16 protein-coding genes are annotated in these 18,510 nt (G+C 56.0%); 6 read left to right on the top strand and 10 right to left on the bottom strand.

Going from position 1 to position 18,510, the window contains the following annotated elements; genetic code table 11:
* Positions 1–44: 44 nt before the first annotated feature.
* Complete coding sequence (copA, locus tag AC07U6_RS19705; RefSeq protein WP_494761808.1) at positions 45–2,558, bottom strand: copper-exporting P-type ATPase CopA; 2,514 nt, start codon at positions 2,556–2,558, stop codon at positions 45–47.
* Between the two features lie 94 nt (positions 2,559–2,652).
* On the opposite strand from copA, the gene cueR reads away from it, so the two are divergent.
* The gene (gene cueR, locus AC07U6_RS19700; RefSeq protein WP_494761809.1) at positions 2,653–3,063 is read left to right on the top strand and encodes a Cu(I)-responsive transcriptional regulator; all 411 of its coding nucleotides are present in this window, start codon (positions 2,653–2,655) and stop codon (positions 3,061–3,063) included.
* Here the strand turns inward: cueR and AC07U6_RS19695 are convergent.
* The 7 genes from AC07U6_RS19695 to allD form a co-directional block, all read right to left on the bottom strand.
* Positions 3,060–3,512, bottom strand: a complete 453-nt coding sequence (locus AC07U6_RS19695; protein WP_494761810.1) for an NfeD family protein — start codon at positions 3,510–3,512, stop codon at positions 3,060–3,062. The two genes, cueR and AC07U6_RS19695, sit on opposite strands and share 4 nt — an antisense overlap.
* Complete coding sequence (locus AC07U6_RS19690; protein ID WP_494761811.1) at positions 3,512–4,426, bottom strand: SPFH domain-containing protein; 915 nt, start codon at positions 4,424–4,426, stop codon at positions 3,512–3,514. The genes AC07U6_RS19695 and AC07U6_RS19690 overlap by 1 nt, the downstream gene beginning before the upstream one ends.
* A 131-nt stretch (positions 4,427–4,557) precedes the next feature.
* A complete protein-coding gene (gene allS / locus AC07U6_RS19685; protein ID WP_494761812.1) occupies positions 4,558–5,478 on the bottom strand; it encodes an HTH-type transcriptional activator AllS in 921 nt (306 codons plus the stop codon).
* 182 nt (positions 5,479–5,660) lie between these two features.
* Positions 5,661–6,446 (bottom strand): (S)-ureidoglycine aminohydrolase, encoded by a 786-nt coding sequence (gene allE, locus AC07U6_RS19680; protein ID WP_494761813.1) that lies wholly within the window; start codon positions 6,444–6,446, stop codon positions 5,661–5,663.
* A gap of 53 nt (positions 6,447–6,499) precedes the next feature.
* Positions 6,500–7,780, bottom strand: coding sequence for an MFS transporter (locus AC07U6_RS19675; RefSeq protein WP_494761814.1), 1,281 nt, complete (start codon positions 7,778–7,780; stop codon positions 6,500–6,502).
* A complete protein-coding gene (gene allC, locus AC07U6_RS19670; RefSeq protein WP_494761815.1) occupies positions 7,777–9,024 on the bottom strand; it encodes an allantoate deiminase in 1,248 nt (415 codons plus the stop codon). The genes AC07U6_RS19675 and allC overlap by 4 nt, the downstream gene beginning before the upstream one ends.
* A 156-nt stretch (positions 9,025–9,180) precedes the next feature.
* On the bottom strand, positions 9,181–10,230 hold the full coding sequence (gene allD, locus AC07U6_RS19665) for an ureidoglycolate dehydrogenase (protein WP_494761816.1): 1,050 nt from the start codon (positions 10,228–10,230) through the stop codon (positions 9,181–9,183).
* Positions 10,231–10,595: 365 nt separating this feature from the next.
* On the opposite strand from allD, the gene AC07U6_RS19660 reads away from it, so the two are divergent.
* From AC07U6_RS19660 to AC07U6_RS19640, 5 genes are all read left to right on the top strand, one after another.
* Positions 10,596–12,263, top strand: a complete 1,668-nt coding sequence (locus tag AC07U6_RS19660) for an acyl-CoA synthetase FdrA (RefSeq protein WP_494761817.1) — start codon at positions 10,596–10,598, stop codon at positions 12,261–12,263.
* Between the two features lie 9 nt (positions 12,264–12,272).
* The gene (locus AC07U6_RS19655) at positions 12,273–13,538 is read left to right on the top strand and encodes a YlbE family protein (protein WP_494761818.1); all 1,266 of its coding nucleotides are present in this window, start codon (positions 12,273–12,275) and stop codon (positions 13,536–13,538) included.
* A gap of 33 nt (positions 13,539–13,571) precedes the next feature.
* Positions 13,572–14,390 carry an oxamate carbamoyltransferase subunit AllH family protein gene (locus AC07U6_RS19650; protein ID WP_494761819.1) on the top strand — a complete coding sequence of 273 codons (819 nt, stop codon included), beginning with the start codon at positions 13,572–13,574 and terminating at the stop codon, positions 14,388–14,390.
* Positions 14,391–14,468: 78 nt separating this feature from the next.
* Entirely contained in the window at positions 14,469–15,371 is a 903-nt protein-coding gene (locus tag AC07U6_RS19645) for a carbamate kinase (protein ID WP_494761820.1), read from the top strand.
* A gap of 58 nt (positions 15,372–15,429) precedes the next feature.
* On the top strand, positions 15,430–16,647 hold the full coding sequence (locus AC07U6_RS19640; protein WP_494761821.1) for an MFS transporter: 1,218 nt from the start codon (positions 15,430–15,432) through the stop codon (positions 16,645–16,647).
* A gap of 131 nt (positions 16,648–16,778) precedes the next feature.
* On the opposite strand, the gene AC07U6_RS19635 is transcribed toward AC07U6_RS19640, so the two are convergent.
* Entirely contained in the window at positions 16,779–17,636 is an 858-nt protein-coding gene (locus AC07U6_RS19635; protein ID WP_494761822.1) for a co-chaperone YbbN, read from the bottom strand.
* Positions 17,637–17,705: 69 nt separating this feature from the next.
* On the bottom strand, positions 17,706–18,479 hold the full coding sequence (locus AC07U6_RS19630) for an SDR family oxidoreductase (RefSeq protein WP_494761823.1): 774 nt from the start codon (positions 18,477–18,479) through the stop codon (positions 17,706–17,708).
* Positions 18,480–18,510 lie beyond the last annotated feature (31 nt).

The following is an 18,510-nucleotide window of genomic DNA, read 5'->3' as shown; positions in this document are numbered from 1 at the left end:
AGCGACAGGGCAAAACGCAGCACTACAGTCCGTGCTCTGAAACGTTAATCCTGCGGCGGACGGTAGCGAATCAGGCGGTTTGCATTACTCACCACGGTGATTGAAGAGAGCGCCATCGCCGCGCCGGCCACGACCGGATTCAGCAACGTACCGGTCAGCGGATAGAGTATTCCAGCCGCAATCGGGATGCCGCAGGCGTTGTAAATAAACGCGCCCAGCAGGTTCTGTTTCATATTGCGCAGGGTGGCTTTAGCAATCGCCAGTGCGTCCGCCACGGCGTTCAGATCCTGACGCATTAAGGTAATCGCTGCTGTTTCAATGGCAACATCGCTGCCGCCGCCCATCGCAATGCCGACATCGGCCTGCGCCAGCGCCGGGGCATCATTAATACCGTCACCGATCATCGCTACCTGCTGGCCCTGCTGCTGAAGCTGGCTAATCGCCTGAGCTTTGCCTTCAGGCAGTACTCCCGCTATTACTCGATCGATACCTGCTTCCCGGGCGATGGCGTTGGCAGTGATCTCATTATCGCCGGTCAGCATCACCAGCTGATAGCCGCGGCGATGCAGGCGCTGCAATGCACTGACGCTTTCCTGACGCAGCGGATCGCGTATGGCAAATAGCGCAACGATTTTTCCCTCAGCCGCCAGCAGCACCGGCGTGGAGCCATTGGCGGCATGCTTAGCCAGCGTTCCCGTAATCTCGCTGGTATCGATCTTTTGCTGCTCCATCAGCGCCAGATTACCCAGCAGCAGCGGTTTGCCGTCAAGTATGCCGCTAACCCCCAGGCCCGGTATTGTACGAAATTGCGCAACTTCCGGCAGCAACGCTATCGCCGCGTGGTCGATAATCGCTCGCGCCAGCGGATGGCTGGAGCCCTGCTCGAGGGCCGCAGACTGGCGCTCAACGTTCGCTGCCGTCGCGCCATTAAATAGTACAACTTCTACCACGCGCGGTGCGCCTTCGGTCAGCGTACCGGTTTTATCAAACACCAGTGTGGTCAGCGTGCTGGCACGCTGAAGTGCATCGGCATCACGCACCAGCACGCCAAATTCAGCCGCGCGACCTACGCCGGAGATAATCGACATCGGCGTTGCCAGCCCCAGAGCGCAGGGGCAGGCAATGATCAGTACGGTGGTGGCAATCACCAGCGTATAGACGATCTGCGGCGCGGGGCCGACAAAATACCAGATCGCCGCGCTCAGCAGGGCAATCAACACCACTACGGGAACAAAAACCGCAGAAATTTTATCAGCCAGCTGACCGATTTCGGGCTTGCTGCTCTGTGCCTGGCGCACCAGCTGAATAATTCGCGAAAGCGTGGTGTTTTTACCGATCGCCTGCGCGCTGAACAGCACGCTGCCGTCCTGAAGGACCGTTCCCGCGTGAACGGTATCGCCCAGTGATTTTTGCTGCGGGATGGCCTCGCCGGTCAGCATCGCCTCATCCAGCCAGGCTTCGCCCTGCACAATGGTGCCATCGACCGGCACGCGATCGCCGGTAGTCACGCGTAGCGTCATACCCAGCTGAACTTCGCTCAGCGGCAGCACTTTCTCGCCGGAATCGGTGACAACGCGAGCGGTTGGGGGAGTCAAATCCAGCAGCTTTTCCAACGCCTGCGAGGAACGCTGGCGGGCGCGCTGTTCCAGCATATGGCCGAGGTTAATCAGGCCGATAATCATCGCGCTGGCTTCGTAATAGAGGTGGCGGGCTTCCATCGGGAACCATTCAGGCCACAGATTGACGCTGATGGAGAAGAGCCAGGCCGCACCAGTGCCGAGGGCCACCAGGGTATCCATGGTGGCGGTGCGATTCATCAGGCTGCGCCAGGCGCTGCGGTAGAAATGCCCCCCGGCGACGATCATCACCAGCAGGGTGAGTACGCCAACGACCAGCCAGCCGCTGCGGTTCTCTGCGGTGAGCATCATATTGTCACCGATCATCCCCCAGCCCATAAGCGGAACACCGAGGGCTAGAGCCAGCGCGGCCTGCCAGCGGAAGCGGCGCGTGGCGCTTTGCGCACTCTGCTGCTGCTTTTCGCGGCGTTCGGTTTCATCTTCGATAATTTCGGCAGCGTATCCCGCGTTGCTGACCGCATCGATCAGCGTTTGCGGCGAGGCGGTGCCGAGCACCAGCGCACTGCGCTCAGCGAGGTTAACCCGTGCCTGGCTGACGCCTGGCACGTTTTGTAAGGCATTCTGTACTCGTCCGACGCAGCTGGCGCAGCTCATGCCGTCAATCAACAACTGATAGCTGTCGCCAGCGTCGGATGCCGGAAGCTGGGAAACGGCCGCTGTCAGCGCTTCCGGCTGAGGTTCTGATTCTGTCAGCGGATCAGACTTTGGGTAGCTGTCGTCCGCTGACAGGGTGGCGTGATAGCCTGCGCCTTCCACGGCGGCAATCAGCACTTCTGCGCTGGCGGTACCGGTGACGCGTGCTTCACTTACCGTAACGTCGGCCTGTTCAACATTATCGAGTTTGACCAGCGTTTCCTGAACCCGTTTAACGCAGTGGCCACAGGTCAGGCCATCCAGTGCCAGTAGTGTGGTATGTGACATAGAAAACTCCTTGTTGCCCGGTTTGACCCGGTGCGTAATTTACAGTAGTTATGAAGGTTAAACCTTCCATCAAGGTGAAGGTCAAGGAGCAAGTATGAATATCAGTGAGGTCGCCAGAAAAACCGGTCTGACCAATAAAGCAATTCGCTTCTATGAAGAAAAAGGGCTGGTCACACCGCCGCTGCGTAGCGATAACGGCTATCGCACTTACTCGGCTAAGCAGCTGGAAGAGCTGACGCTGCTGCGCCAGGCGCGGCAGGTCGGGTTTAATCTTGATGAGTGCCGGGAAATGGTCAGCCTGCTCAACGACCCGCAGCGGCACAGCGCCGATGTCAAAGCGCGCACGCTGGAAAAAGTGAAGGAGATTGAGGATCATATCGAACAGCTGGCGCAGATGCGCCTGCGGCTGCTCGAGATGGCAGCCAGCTGTCCCGGCGATGACAGCGCGGACTGCCCGATTATCAATCACCTGGCAGGCTGTTGTTCAACGAAAAAACCGGCTTAATTCTCCTGGCGCGCAACCTGCAGGGTAATACCCTCAACGGCGATCACGACAATGTCGCAGCCCGCGGGCAGGTCTTCCGCTGCCTGCACGCGCCAGTTTCCGTCACCAATTTTCACGTGGCCAAAACCGTTGACGAGGGCACTGTCCAGCGTCAAACGGCGGCCAATAAGCTGCTGACCGCGCTGATTAAGTGAGGAGGGCGGCAGGCGACGATTGCGGCGCTGTAGCCAGCGATGCCACCACAGCGCGGCAAGTACGGTCAGCACTGCAAAACTTATCCCCTGCCATTCCCATGGCATCGGCACCAGCCACACCAGCAGAGCAAGCAGTACGGCAGCAATGCCGCTCCACAGCAGATATCCGCTGGTGCCCAGCATCTCGGCAGCCAGCAGCAGCCCACCCAGCGTCAGCCACAGCCACCAGGGATTTGCCAGCAGTTCAACAATCATCAGCGATTCCGCCCAGGTTTACGCTCACCGAGCAGTTCGCTGATACCGGCAATAGAGCTCAGCAGGCTGCTGGCATCCAGCGGCATCATCACCACCTTACTGTTGTTTGCGGCCCCGATATTTTGTAACGCATCGGTATATTTTTGTGCCACGAAGTAGTTAATCGCCTGAATATCCCCGGCGGCAATCGCTTCAGATACCATCTTAGTGGCTCGCGCTTCGGCTTCGGCACCACGTTCACGCGCTTCAGCTGCAAGGAATGCGGACTGGCGTTCACCTTCTGCTTTCAGGATCTGCGACTGCTTTTCCCCTTCCGCACGCAGGATCGCTGCCTGGCGAACGCCTTCAGCTTCAAGAATATCGGCTCGCTTGGTACGTTCGGCTTTCATCTGAGCGTTCATCGAGGCGATCAGCTCCGCCGGTGGCCGCACGTCGCGGATCTCAATGCGGGTGATTTTCACCCCCCACGGGTTGGTGGCTTCATCAACGATTTGCAGCAGGCGGGTGTTGATATTGTCTCTTTGCGAGAGCATCTCATCCAGCTCCATTGAGCCGAGCACCGTACGCATATTGGTCATGGTAAGGTTGATGATCGCCAGCTCAAGATTACTGACCTCATAGGCTGCGCGCGCCGGATCGACCACCTGAATAAAGCAGACTGCATCAATAGTCACGCTGGCGTTATCCTTCGAAATAATCTCCTGAGAAGGAATATCCACCACCTGTTCCATCATATTAATTTTTCGGCCAATGCGATCCATAAAAGGGATCACCAGATTTAAACCGGGCTGTAGCGTGTTGGTATAGCGGCCAAAGCGTTCGACGGTCCACTGATAACCCTGCGGGACAATTTTGATACCGGACCAGACAATGATCAGAGCCAGAATGATAATGACGGGAATGACAGCAAGCATTAATAACCTCCGGATTGTTATTATCAGGGCCGATTCGCTTCTGCCCTGCAGCTATCAGTTTGCTGTATTTATGCGCGCTAGCATAGCCGCACAGTTTTTTTTTTGCCCATCCAGCGCTAATTTGCGCGACGTTACGCAGAATGGTCGATATTTTGCAGAAAACCACCGATAGCTTTGTCCCGCTGCTGGAAGAGAGCTACAATTTCTTCCACGGCTTTTCCCGCTTCATTTTTCCAGGCAAGAGAAAGCGGTGAAGGTTGCCGCTGATTAGCGACCTCGCAGCTGACCAGCTGGCCGCTGTTGATATAACGCTGGCAGAGTTCCGCAGGCAGGAAGCCAACGCCTAATCCCTGCAAATGGCACTCCAGCTTGCTGCTCAGATCGGGAACGATAATTTCTTTTTGCCCCGGTAGCAGCCAGGCCACCCGTTTGGTCAGGTTGCGTGAGGTGTCTTCGATATTGATCGCCGGCCATGCACGCAGTTTGTCCTCATGCAGCGGCTCCTCGCAATCGGCGAGAGGATGATCCGATGCCACCACAAACAGCCAGCTGACGCCACCCAGTTCCAGCATACTGACGTTGTTAGCCAGTGCTTCCGAACCGGTCACGCCAATTGCCAGTTGGAAGTCGTCATGCAGCAGGGAATCCCACACGCCCATATACACCTGGCGGGAGATCAGAAACTGAGTCAGCGGGAATTTTTGATGCAGGTGCGCCAGCAGTCGGGCCACGGCCTGCGGTGAGTAGAGCAGATTATTAATCACGATGTTCACCTGGCGCTCAACACCGTGATTAATTTGTTGCAGTTCACCCGGCATGGCATCCAGCCACGCCAGCCACTGCCGGCAGCGTTCCAGCAGGTGATCGCCCGCTGGCGTCAGCTGCACGATGCGGGTGGTTCGCATAAACAGCTGGGTACCGACATCCTCCTCCAGCATTTTTATCCGGTAGCTGATGGCCGCAGGGGTTTTGAACAGCGCTTCGGCCGTTTTAGAAAAGCTGTGGCTTTCCGCCACGTGGATAAAGGTACGGATAGTTTCCTGGTCAAGCACAGAGAATAGGCTCCTGATAAACACGCCCAATAACCGGACGGCAAACGCTAAGCCTAACAGGATAATAGCTGACGAATGATGATGCAGAGCCAGAAAAGAGTTGATGAATGTTGCAGAAAGTTGAAAGGGACTAACAGTTACTACAGACCATGCCGTAAATGGCATGGTCCGTCCGGTTTACATCAGCAGTCTACATCGCGATTGCAGTCTTTTGAGTAGATGTAGCTGAACTCCTCTTTACCTACCGCGTATCCCGCCTGCGGTACATAGGCGCCCATAAAGATGTAGTCGCCTTTTTTCACCGGTATCCATTCGTTATCAAGGTTGTACACGCCTGCGCCGGTCAGCACATAGGCTCCGTGCTCCTGCACGTGGGTTTCCACGTAACCGTGGCTGGCACCGGGCTTGAAGGAGAGAATATGCATGTTCATATCAAAACCCAGCTCTTTCGGCAGCAGGTCCTGCAGGGTGACGTCGCTCATTCCCTCATAGTGAATTTTCTCGAGGTTTTTCACGTTGTCGCTGACTACGTGGGCCTCGTAGCCTTTGATGCGCTGGTAGGTTCGCTTATACAGGAACAGCTGGCTTGGCTGGCCGTCGTTGGTATTTTCCAGGCACAACGTCACGCCCGCGGGACAATACAGATAGCCACCGCTGGTCAGGGGATAGTGGGTGCTGTCGGCAGAGGCGGTAACCTTACCGTCAATCACATAGACGAAGGTTTCAACGTTTTCTCCGCCAAATCCTTGCTGGTTGCGCCCCCCATCGTGCAGGGTGACCAGATAATCCACGAAAGTGGCACCGAGCTTTGGCGTGGCCAGAATAGTAACGTCGCAGTTTTCAAAACCGGGAATGACGTTTCTAACCAGGCCTTCCGGTGGGATCAGCGCATAGTTTTTACGTTTAATAATTGAGCGCGATGCCAGAAGATCTTTTGGATAGCCAATCTGATTCGTAAAGTATCCCATAATAATTCTCCTTAAAAATTTAGCGGCCACCTGGCTGGTGGCCGGATACAGCGTTATGCCTGTGCCGCAGTCTGACGTTTACTTTTCTGCTTCATCAGTACGTTCACGATGAAGAAGATCAGCGTACCCAAGACCAGAATGCCGGCTGAAATATAGAAGCCCATCACCTTGGAACCGGTGTTGTCGGAAATCACCCCGGTCAGGAAGGGGGCGATCACCGAAGAGGACATGCCGAAGAAATTAAAGACGCCGAAGCTGGTGCCGTAGCCTTTCTTCGGTGCGTTATCGGCAACGAATGAAATCATGATCGGGTCAACTGCCAGCTTGCCCAGCAGTCCGTAAAGGATCAGGCTGATCAGCAGCGTGGTGGAGTCCGGTGAAATCACCGTACAGACCAGCATCACCGCCGCACACAGCTCAAGGAAGATGATCAACTGGACTTTTTTGTTACGGAAACGATCCGACATGCGGCTGAAGAACAGCGCACCCGGAACGGAAGCAAAGGCCACCAGCGCGGAGGAGAAGCCGATCGCTACGCCTTCAAATCCACGCTCCTGCTGCAGGAACGACGGCAGCCAGGTGACGATCATGTAGTAGCCGTAACAGGTAGCGAAATACATCAGATACGCTGAAATCATGCGTATGCTGAACAGTCCGCTAGCTTCGTTCGTTTCTTCCTGTGCGGCGGCTGCAGTGGTGCTGGCCGGCTGGCTGGCCAGATGGCTACTGAAAGAACCGCCTTTAATCACCACGGCAAAGACGAGGGTCATGATCACCAGCAGGGCGGTGATCATAAAAATTGTCAGCTGCCAGTCCATCCCCATACTTTTCACCAGCAGGCTGGAGGCGATCAGACCGATGGCCATCCCCAGTGCTGAACCGCTGTTGATAATTGCCGTAGCAAGACCACGACGCTCCAGCGGAATATTTTCTGACGACAGCGAATAGGCAGAGCCGTAATAAGAGCCACAGCCCATACCGGCAAGCAGGCTGCCTACATAAACCATGGTCAGGCTGGTAGCGTTACCAATCAGCAGCGTGGCGATAATAAACAGGCAGAAGCCCGGTATCAGCACGACCTTTTTGCCGAACTTATCGACCAGAATCCCGGATGGGATCTGCATACCGGTGTAGGCAAAGAAATAGAAGCTGGCGATCAGCCCCATTTCCGCGTTGGAATGCGAGCCAATGGTGGCCTGAATTTCAGGGAAGATAGGTGTCAGAATGGTGCGATAAATCCAGATCACCGCCCAACCAAGACAGAGGACAACGACGATTTTCTTCCAGTACAGCGGATCGAACCCGCTACTGGGTGCCACTTTACCATTACTCACAGGCTGCCTCCCTCTTCGGTCCAGGCGAGTTGATAAAGGGTATGGGCCAGCACTTTCACCCCTTCCGCCAGGTCATAAAGATGGGTTTTTTCCGCCGGGTTGTGACTGATGCCATCGATGCTTGGCACGAAGATCATCACCGTTGGTACGTGCGGAGAGAAAATTTGCGAATCGTGGCCTGCGCCGCTATGGATCAGGCGGTAATTGACTTTGTGTTTTTCACACAGATGGCTGACGCACTCAACCAGCTGCTTATCCATTGGAATGGGCTTCTCGTCCATCCAGCGGTCGATCTCAATTTCAATACCCATTTCGTCGCAGATACGGCGCATATCCGCTTCAATTTCCAGCGTGAATCGATCCAGCGCGGCCGCATCGGTATGGCGGCAGTCCATGGTGAAATGCGTAAAGCCGGGAACCACGTTGACCGTATTGGGCTTCGGTTCCACCTTACCGAAGGTCAGCACCAGCGGATCGCCTTCCGCACGGGCTTTGGCAATAGATTCGGTACAGATGCGGCTGAAGGCATAGACCGTATCGCGGCGATAGCCCATCGGCGTGGTACCGGCGTGATTTGATTCACCTTTCAGGCGGATGTCGTAGCGGCGCTGGCCAACGATGCTGGTCACCACACCGATGGTTTTTCCTTCGGTTTCCAGCACTTTGCCCTGCTCAATATGAATTTCAACGAAGGCGGCGATATCTTTGCGTACAGGCTGCCCTTCGGGACGGAAATCGAAGCCTGCGCTGTGCATCGCATCGACAAAGTTGACGCCTTTGGCATCAGCAATATTTTCCACATCCTGGCGTCGCGCCTGGCCAAAAATGTTTTTACTGCCCCAGAAGACGTATGGGAAGCGGCTGCCTTCCTCTTCGGCCAGCGCAATTACTTCCAGTGAACGCAGCGGGGGGCCGTAGGTGTCTTTCAGAAAGTTTGCGGCGAGAAAAGAGGCTTCAATACCGAACTGGCCGTCGAGATTACCGCCGTTGACCACGGTATCAATATGAGAGCCGGTAAGAATGGTCTGTTCGGGATATTTCGATCCGGTCAACCGGGCTGACAGGTTACCGGTGGCATCGTGCGAGGCGGAAAATCCGGCGGTTTCGAAAATCTGCTTCAGGGCTTTCTGCGCCTCTACCCACTCTTTGGTGTACAGCAGGCGCGTCATGCCGCCGGTTGGATCGGCGCCGATTTTAGATATTTTTCCGGAAATATCGGTAATGTCTTGTCGGAAATCTTTCATCTTTATCTTCCCGCTATGCAATTCCCTGGGTAAAGTAAAGTGCGTTAAACGTACATTTAATCAGCAGCCCTGCTTTGCCCGGATTATTTATAAGACGTTACGGCGGTGGCATTTATTTAAACGATGCCAGCGCCGCGGTGATTTATTGCCACGACGTTAGCTGGCAAACGGATCTTTATGATCGTACGATTTTTGATAAATATCGTCAGAAATCAGGTACTGATATATTTCGTCTACAATGTCGATGCCGTCACGATCGCTTTCAATTTCACGAAGATGGCTACCCTGGCCAGGATAAAGCACTTTTTCCACGCCCGGTGCCGGTTTAACTTCATTCAGCTCTTTCATGACCTGGCTAATATTTTTACGGAAACTACTTTCATTGGTGAAATAGCTCGGATTTAGCACAATATGCAGCTGCCCCAGTTCGCGACCTGCGCTGAGATCGTGATACATCGAACTGACATGTTTACCGAAAGGCAGGCCCAGCAGAATGCCGGAAAGGATATCAACCATCATCATCAGTCCGTAGCCTTTAGGCCCGGCGATCGGCAGCAGTCCGCTGACGGCGAAAGGATCGGTGGTGTTTTTGCCTTCGGCATCAACGGCCCAGGTATCCGGGATCGGCACGTTGCGTGAACGGGCGTCCAGCACTTTGCCCCACGCCTGCACGGTGGTGGCCATATCAAAGGTAATATTCTCGTCGCCTTCCGCCGGTGCGGAGAAAGCGATCGGGTTGGTGCCGTAATAAACGTCTGCGCCGCCGTAGGGGACGACCATCGGATCGGACTGACAGACGGAAATCCCAATCATACCGGCTTTTGACGCCTGCTGGACAAAGTAGGAAAGTGCACCGCTGTGGCCGATGCGGCGAACGCCGACCACCGCCACGCCGTTTTCTTTCGCCATTTCGATGGCGCGATCCATGGCCAGCTTCGCGGCTACGTGCCCGGCACCGTTGTCGCCGTCAAAAATCGCGCTGCAGGGACCTGTTTTTTCAAAGGTGAAGTGGGGCTGATTGTTGGTGCCTCCCTTGCTGATGCGCTCTGAGTAATATTCTACCCTTACCGCTCCGTGAGAATGGATGCCGCGTGCATCAGCATGTACCAGAACATCCGCGACGATACCGGCATGTTCCTGGCTTAGTCCGGCGGAATGAATTTTATTCCGAATAAGTTGATATAATTCTTGCTTAGAGACTTTCATAAATAGTCCTTTGGTTACTGCGATTTAATTAATCCACCTCTGCGGCCTAATGTATAAAGCTGGGAGTTAAATAATGTGATCCAGGCAGGCATTATTCCATTGGCTCAAATTTTCTTTGAATGCACCGGTGATTGTTAGAATATTTCTAACAAATAATCCCTTCTTTTTTTAGTGAATTTATTAATCAGGCGGGTATTCGACGATTTTTTCTAACAATGGATAAAGTGTGATAGCACTCACCTTTATCAACCCTTTTTATTTGTAGTTTTCCAGGCAGCAATAATGGCTCGGAAATATACAGGTTATGAAAATATTTAGCCGCCGTTAATGATTGTGATGTTCACAAGATGTTTAAGGATATTACTATGGTCCATGCTTTTCTTAAAAAAGGGAGTTTTCAGGACTCAGTCAGCCTGATGCTAATTTCCCGCAAGCTCAGCGATTCCCCACGCGTTGATGAAATATCGGTGATGATGGGGACACCCGCGAATAAATCCCTGCTGGAGGCCACCGGCTTCTGGCACCCGGAATTTAATGAGGCAACGCCTAACGATATCTGCGTGGCGATCAAAGCCGAATCCGCCGATGGATCCATTACATCAGAAATTGCCGACGAACTCGATGCGGCATTGAAGGCGATTGCCCAGGGCCAGCAGGGCGGCAAACGCCTGCTTAAGGCCCGCAGCTGGCGTACTGCACGGCAGAAACTGCCGGATGCCAATCTGGTACTCATTTCGATCGCCGGCGAATATGCCGGGCAGCTGGCCGATCAGGCGCTGGACGACGGCTGCAACGTGATGATGTTTTCCGACAACGTCAGCGTGGAGCAGGAACGCGCACTGAAAACCAAAGCCAGCGAAAAAGGACTGATCGTGATGGGGCCGGACTGCGGCACCGCCAATATCGCCGGTGCACCGCTGGCCTTTGCCAACGTGGCCCCGAAAGGCTGCATCGGTATTATCGGCGCATCGGGCACCGGTATTCAGGAACTGACCTCGCAAATTACCCTCGCAGGGCAGGGTGTTTCTCATGCTATCGGCCTGGGCGGCCGTGACTTAACCGCCGACGTGGGCGGCATCAGCGCCCTCAGCGCGCTGCATATGCTGGCCGCCGACCCACAGAGCAAAGTGCTGACGTTCGTTTCCAAACCCCCTGCTGAAGCGGTACGTGCCCGGGTTATCGCCGAAATGAAAACCCTCGGCAAGCCGGTAGTGGCGCTGTTCCTCGGCGCGAAAGCTGCCCAGAAGCAGGATGGCAATATTACTTTCGCCGCCACGCTGGATGAGGCCGCGCGCCTTGCCGCGATGCTGGGGCACGTGCAGCAGATGGCCGAACAGCAGCCTGCTGTCTGCGGTGGCAAAATCTCCGGTCTGTACGCAGGCGGCACGCTGGCCGCAGAGTGCGCGATGCTGCTGGCGGATCGCCTTGGCGTTGATGCCGACAGCAGTCACCACCACGGCTCAATGCTGAACGCCGCCGGTCATCGCATCATTGATATGGGTGACGATTTCTACACCCAGGGTAAACCGCACCCGATGATTGACCCGTCAACCCGCAATCAGGAAATTGCCCGGCTGAGCCAGCAGACGCAGGTCGGCGTACTGCTGTTGGATGTGGTCATCGGCTATGGCGCGCAGGAGGACCCGGCAACCTCGCTGGCGACCGAAGTTAAACGCGTGCGTGAAAAACGCGGTACGGCCCATCCGCTGGCAGTGATCGCCACCGTCACCGGTACCGAGCAGGACCCGCAGCAGCGCTCAGCGCAGATCGCCATCTTAAACGATGCGGGTATCGCGGTGATGAATTCGCTGCCGGAAGCGGTCGCGCTGGCCGGCTATCTGACCGATCCGCAACCTGTTCAGTCAACCGAACCGGTTTCGGCGCTGCTGAACGGTGTGTCGGTCATTAATGCAGGCCTGCGCAGCTTTGCCGAGGATCTGCAAGCCAACGAAATTTCAGTGGTTCACTACCAGTGGGCTCCGGTTGCCGGCGGCAACCAACGTTTAGCTAACATACTGAAAAAATTAAAGTAAGGGATTGATATGTACGATTCTATTGAACAAGCCAACGCCGCGGTTATCGCTCGTATTCGTGAAGCCCGTCCACACTGGATTGACGTCGATTTAGCGAAAAAACTGGTTCCTGAACTCAATCAGGGCAGAAAATTACTGCATGCCGGTCCTCCGGTGACCTGGCAGGAAATGAGCGGTCCGGTTCGCGGTGCCTGCATCGGCGCCTGCCTGTTTGAAGAGTGGGCCAGCGATGAACAACAGGCGCTGTCGCTGCTGGAAAAAGGTGAAATCGAGTTTATCCCCTGCCATAACGTCAGTGCCGTGGGTCCGATGGGCGGCATCACCTCCGCCCACATGCCGATGGTGGTAGTGAAAAACCACACCCACGGTAACTTTGCCTACTGCAACCTGAACGAAGGCATCGGTAAAGTGATGCGTTTCGGTGCCTACGGACCGGACGTGCAGGAGCGCCATCGCTGGATGCGTGATTCGCTGACCCCGATTCTGAAAGACGTGCTGGCAACCTTTGCTGACGGTATCGACCTGACCGCGCTGATGGCGCAGGCCATTACCATGGGTGACGAATTCCACCAGCGTAATATCGCCGCCTCCGCGTTGCTGATGCGCCAGCTGGCACCAAAAATCACCCTGCTGGATCGTGATAAGGCCGAGCTTGGCCGCGCGATGCACTTCCTCAGCATCACCGATCAGTTCTTCCTCAACCTGGCGATGGCCTACTGCAAGGCGGCAATGGACGCTGGTGCGGAGATCAAACAGGGCACGATCGTGACAGTGATGACCCGTAACGGTAAAAACTTCGGCATTAAAATCAGTGGTATGGGCGATCGCTGGTTCACCGCGCCGGTGAATACCCCGGAAGGTCTGTTCTTCTCCGGCTACAGCCAGGCCGATGCGAACCCCGATATCGGCGACAGCGCCATCACCGAAACCTTCGGTATTGGCGGCGCGGCGATGGTCGCGGCACCTGGCGTGACTCGCTTTGTCGGTGCGGCAGGCGGCATGACGGCCGCCACTGAAATCTCCGAAGAGATGGCGGAAATCTTCCTTGAGCGCAACATGATGCTGCAAATCCCAACCTGGGATTTCCAGGGAGCCTGCCTGGGCCTTGACGCGCGCCGCGTGGTGGAAACGGGCATCACCCCATTGATCAACACCGGTATCGCCCACCGCGAAGCGGGCGTCGGTCAGATCGGTGCGGGTACCGTGCGTGCACCGCTGGGCTGCTTTGAAAAGGCGATTGAAGCGCTGGCCGAAGAGCTGGGTATCACCGCTTAAGTTAGTACTACCGGGTAGTCCGGGGGAGGAGAGATGGAAAGTATTGCGCTGGCCGTCAGCCGTCACAGCACCCGGGATTTCGGTCCGCTGCGCTGCGTCGGGCATTTTCGCAACGCGATCAATCTCCTCACCCCGGGCCAGCATTTGCTGACGCTGCATCGGGAAGGGCGCGGGCTAAGCCCTATGGGTTGGGAAATTGCCGATGAAGACTTTGACGATTTCTCCGACGAACTGGTCGGGTCCCCGGCGTGCGAACTGCTACCTGAGGGGATCGTACTGGCGGATATCTTCCTCTGCCTGCCGGGACATCGTACCGATTTACATCTGTCGCGAACCGGGCAGATCGCCGTCGATCCGCTGGAGGCGGTGCTGGCCGCCACCACGGCAGAAACCGGGCTGTTCGGCCGCCTTGATCGTATTATCAGCCAGCCTTTAAACGCGGAAATCCTGCTGATGCAGCAGCAGTTCCGCACCTGGCTGCAGGGCGAAATCGTGGACTGGAACAGCCTGCTGGGCAAAGGTCCGGGGCTGACGCCGGGCAACGATGACACGGTGCTGGGGATGCTGTTTTGTGCCTGGTTTGACCGGCGTATTGATGTTCCCCGGCTACCTGCGTTCTTTGCCGCCAGCCGCCCGCTGGATGAGCTGACCACGCTGATCAGCGTCAACTATCTACGGTTTGCCGCGCAGGGGATCTTTTCCTCGCCGCTGCAGCAGTTTGCATCGGCGCTGTCCGGTGACCGTTCGCTGCCCGCCGCCGTTGGCGAGCTGCTTGAAATCGGGCACTCCTCCGGCGTGGATACGCTGCTGGGCATCTGGTCCGGGGCCAGAGTGATCAACAGTCTTTATTAAATTTACAGGAAAAATCGCTGCCGGACCCGCTCCGGCAGGGTTTCCTGTTACCTGAAGTCAGAGAAAACAGAGGTTCGAATGGAAACGTTAGTTATTGCTCTGGGGGGCAACGCCCTGTTACAGCGTGGTGAAGTACTGTCTGCTGAGAACCAGTACCGCAGTATTGCTCTTATCGCTGATGCGGTTGGCAAGCTGGCGAAAAAGTATCGTATCGCTATCGTGCACGGCAACGGTCCACAGGTCGGGCTGCTGGCCTTGCAGAACCTGGCCTACCGCGACGTACCGCCTTATCCACTGGATATTCTGGTGGCGGAAAGTCAGGGAATGATCGGCTACATGCTGGCGCAGCAGCTGTCGGCGTATCATCCGTCACAGCCGGTTTCAACGCTGCTGACTCGCGTACTGGTGGACAGCAACGATCCGGCCTATCAGCAGCCGAGTAAATATATTGGCCCGGTTTATCAGCCTTCGCAGCAGCAGGAACTGGAACAGAAATACGGCTGGAATATGAAGCTGGACGGCAGCTATCTGCGCCGCGTCGTTCCTTCACCGGAACCAAAGAAAATCATTGATATTGAAGCGATTAACTTACTGATGGCGAAAAATCATATCGTCATCTGCAACGGCGGTGGCGGGGTACCTATGGTCGCTGAGGGCGACAGTCTGGTAGGAAGCGAAGCGGTGATCGATAAAGATCTGGCCTCGGCGCTGCTGGCGGAAGCGCTGGATGCCGATCATCTGGTGATCCTCACCGACGCGGATGCGGTCTATGAACACTGGGGAACGCCGAAGCAGCGCGCTATTCGTTCTGCGACCACGGGCGAACTCGCGCCGCTGGCGGTCAACGACGGCGCGATGGGGCCAAAAATCATGGCGGTCAGCCGTTTTGTACAGCGCAGTGGCAAAGTCGCACATATCGGTGCACTGAAGGACATTGACGCCGTGCTGGCCGGTACGGCGGGAACACTAGTGACACCGTAAAGAAGTATCAGGAATCACGATGGGCCTTCGCGCCCGACATACCAGGGAGTATAGCTTTATGCAAACAACAAAAAATGAACGGGTCCCGTACTGGATTAAAACCGTTATTATCTTTTTCCTCGGCTGGGTGGTGATTTACGCCGCGCGTTCGGTGCTCAGCCCGGTAATGCCGCAGATCGAAACCGAATTCGGCCTGTCTAAAAGTCAGCTGGGTTTGATCAGCAGCCTGTTCTTTCTGGCCTATACCCTGCTGCAGGTTCCCGCCGGACTGCTCGGCGACCGCTTAGGTAGAAAGCGCATTCTGGTCAGCGGCTTTATGCTCTTTACGCTGTTTATGGCCGCCATCAGCATTTCACCTACCTTCCTGATTTTTATGCTGTTGTGGATGCTGACCGGTGCATCGCAGGGCGTATATTACGGCCCGCAGTACGCGCTCTCTTCAGAAGCCATTCCGAAAAAGTGGATCACCCTCGGCAGCGCGGTAATCGGCAGCGGCATGTCGTTTGGTATCGCGCTGGGTTATTACCTCTCCAGCTTTATGATTGAGCACTACCACACGACGTGGAAGATGCCGTTCCTGGCGATGGCGCTGCCGGTATTAATCGTGGCGCTGCTGATGCTGGTGTTTATCCGTGAAAAAGCACCGTCTACGGATGCCAGCCCTGCTGCCGGTGCCGAAACCAAAGGCGACTTCAAATTTGGCGATCTGTTTAAAAACCGCAACCTGCTGATGGCCTATATCACCATCTTCTGCTCGATTTACGGCTTCTTTGTGATCATCACCTGGCTGCCTTACTACCTGCAAAAAGAGCGCGGGATGGATATTGTGCACGCGGCGGGCATCGCCTCGATCGTGCCGTGGATCTCGGTGCTGGGTACGCTGATTTGCAGCTATATTTCGGACAAGCTGGGCCGCCGGAAACCCGTGGTGCTGTGCATGCTGCCGTTCTCGCTGCTGGCAATTTTCGGCATCGTTTACTCCTCAAGCGAAGCGGCGCTGATCGGTGTTTTGGTGCTGTACGGTTTTATTGGCAAAATCAGCCTCAATCCGGTGCTGATTGCGCTGGTGGCGGATAACGCGCCGCGCGCCGCGCTGAGTACCGCTTTCGGCCTGTACAACTTCTTCGGCATGGCGGCATCAATTTTTGCCCCATACGTGACCGGATTTATCGCCGACAGTACCGGTTCGCTGAACGCGGGCTTCTACTTTGCCGCGTTGATCACCGTGGTGGGATTTGTGGCAATGCTGTTTGTGAAGGAAGGTAAGCGGGTTTAGCCCGTTGTGGAGAGGCTCATCGCCGGATGAGCCTCTTAGTGCAGGTGGCGCTGAACGATCACCACCCACCGTTAACTACACTTTTTTCTTCGATTTCCCCGACTGGCGATACACGAAACTATCGCCTGACATCAGTAAAGCAGGGAATAAAGCTGACGGCGGTACTTACTGGCCAGCGCATCGCCGGTGCCCAACGCCGCAAGGATTTCCTGCAGGATTTTACGCGCCTGACCGTCCGCCGCGCCGAGATCTTTCTTCAGGTGAACGAACAGCAGCTCCAGCGCTTCTTCGTTGCGGCCAACCTGGTGCAGCTGGATCGCCAGTTGGGTTGCCAGCGAAGCGTCTTCCGGTTTTTCGGCGATCTGCTGCTGCAACTGCTGGATTTCCGGGGTATCTGCGGCCTGTTTCAGCAGATCGATCTGCGCAATCAGCCCCTGGTAGCGGCTATCCTGATCCTGCAACGGCACCGCTTTCAGCACTGCTTCTGCTTCATCGCTGCGGTTCAGTTCAATCAGCACTTCAGCCAGCAGGAAGCCGATATCGCTACGCTGACTGCTCAGCTGCCAGGCATCCTTCAGCAGCGGCAGGGCATCCAGCATTTTGCCTTCGTCCATTAACTGCATCGCCTGCTGCGCCTTCAGCTCTTCTTCCTTCGGCAGCACTTTTTCCAGCAGCGCGCGCACGGCTTCTTCCGGCTGCGGTCCCTGGAAGCCGTCAACCGGCTGACCGTTCTGGAACAGATACACGGTCGGGATTGAGCGCAGGCCAAACTGCTGCGCCACGGCAGGCTCTGCATCACAGTCCAGCGTTGCCAGAATAAACTGACCGGCATACTCCTGCGCCAGGCGTTCCAGCAGCGGCGTCAGCTGCAGACAGTGCTGGCTGCGCCCGGACCAGAAATAAAACAGTACGGGAACCTGCATTGACTGTTCCAGCGTCTGGTGCAGGTTGGTTTCATTAATTTCAACAATCGCAGCGTGTGGTGCCATGAATTCGTCTCTTTTCACGTGAGTTTCTTACTGTATTGGGGCAGACGTGCGGGCTTCAAGCCCTGCGGGCTAATTCTGCCGTAAAAACCAGTCCAGTACACGGCCCGGCAACAGGCGCCGCAGTAGCGTCATGGTCCAGGTCACCAGCGTTACCGGATAACGCAGGCGCGGATGTTTGCTTTCCAGCGCGTGATGCAGCTTCGGTAAAATCGCCTCCGGCGGCAGGGTAAATCGGGCGGCAATACCGGGGTTTTTCACCGGCTTATCCTGCTGCGCCTGACTGACGTTATCGGTAAACCGCGTACTGATTGGCCCCGGTTCGATCAGGCTGACGCGCACGCCGCTGGTGTGAAGCTCCATGCGCAGCGCATCGGACCAGGCTTCCAACGCATATTTACTGGCGGCATAGGCACCGCGTCCCGGTGTGGAGATCAGCCCCAGCACCGAACTGGTATTGATAATTCGCCCGCCACCGCTGGCGATCAGCGCGGGCAGCAGCAGTATCGTCAGCTGGTGGGTGCCGAACAGGTTGGTCGAGAACTGCCGTTCCAGCTGTTCACGGGTTACGGACTGCAGCGGACCGTACTGGCCGAAGCCGCCGTTGTTAAATAGCCCGAACAGTCTGCCTTCACACAGCGCGAGGATCTCTGCCGCGCCGTGCTCCACGCTTTCGGCATCATCCAGATCGAGCAGCACGCCGCTGAATCCCAGGGCATTCATCCGCTCAACGTCCTGCGGTTTGCGGCAGGCGGCAATCACGTGGTAGCCACGCCGCAGCAAATCGCTGGCGGCCACCAGCCCGATACCGCTGGAACTGCCGGTTATTACGATAGATTTTTTCATAACTTTACCTGTTACCGCGTTTGTGGCCGGG

Source organism: Erwinia sp. GW821-FHT03D09 (assembly GCF_059420805.1).
Note: the sequence above shows the minus strand (reverse complement) of the source record. Positions and strands in the feature narration are given on the sequence as shown.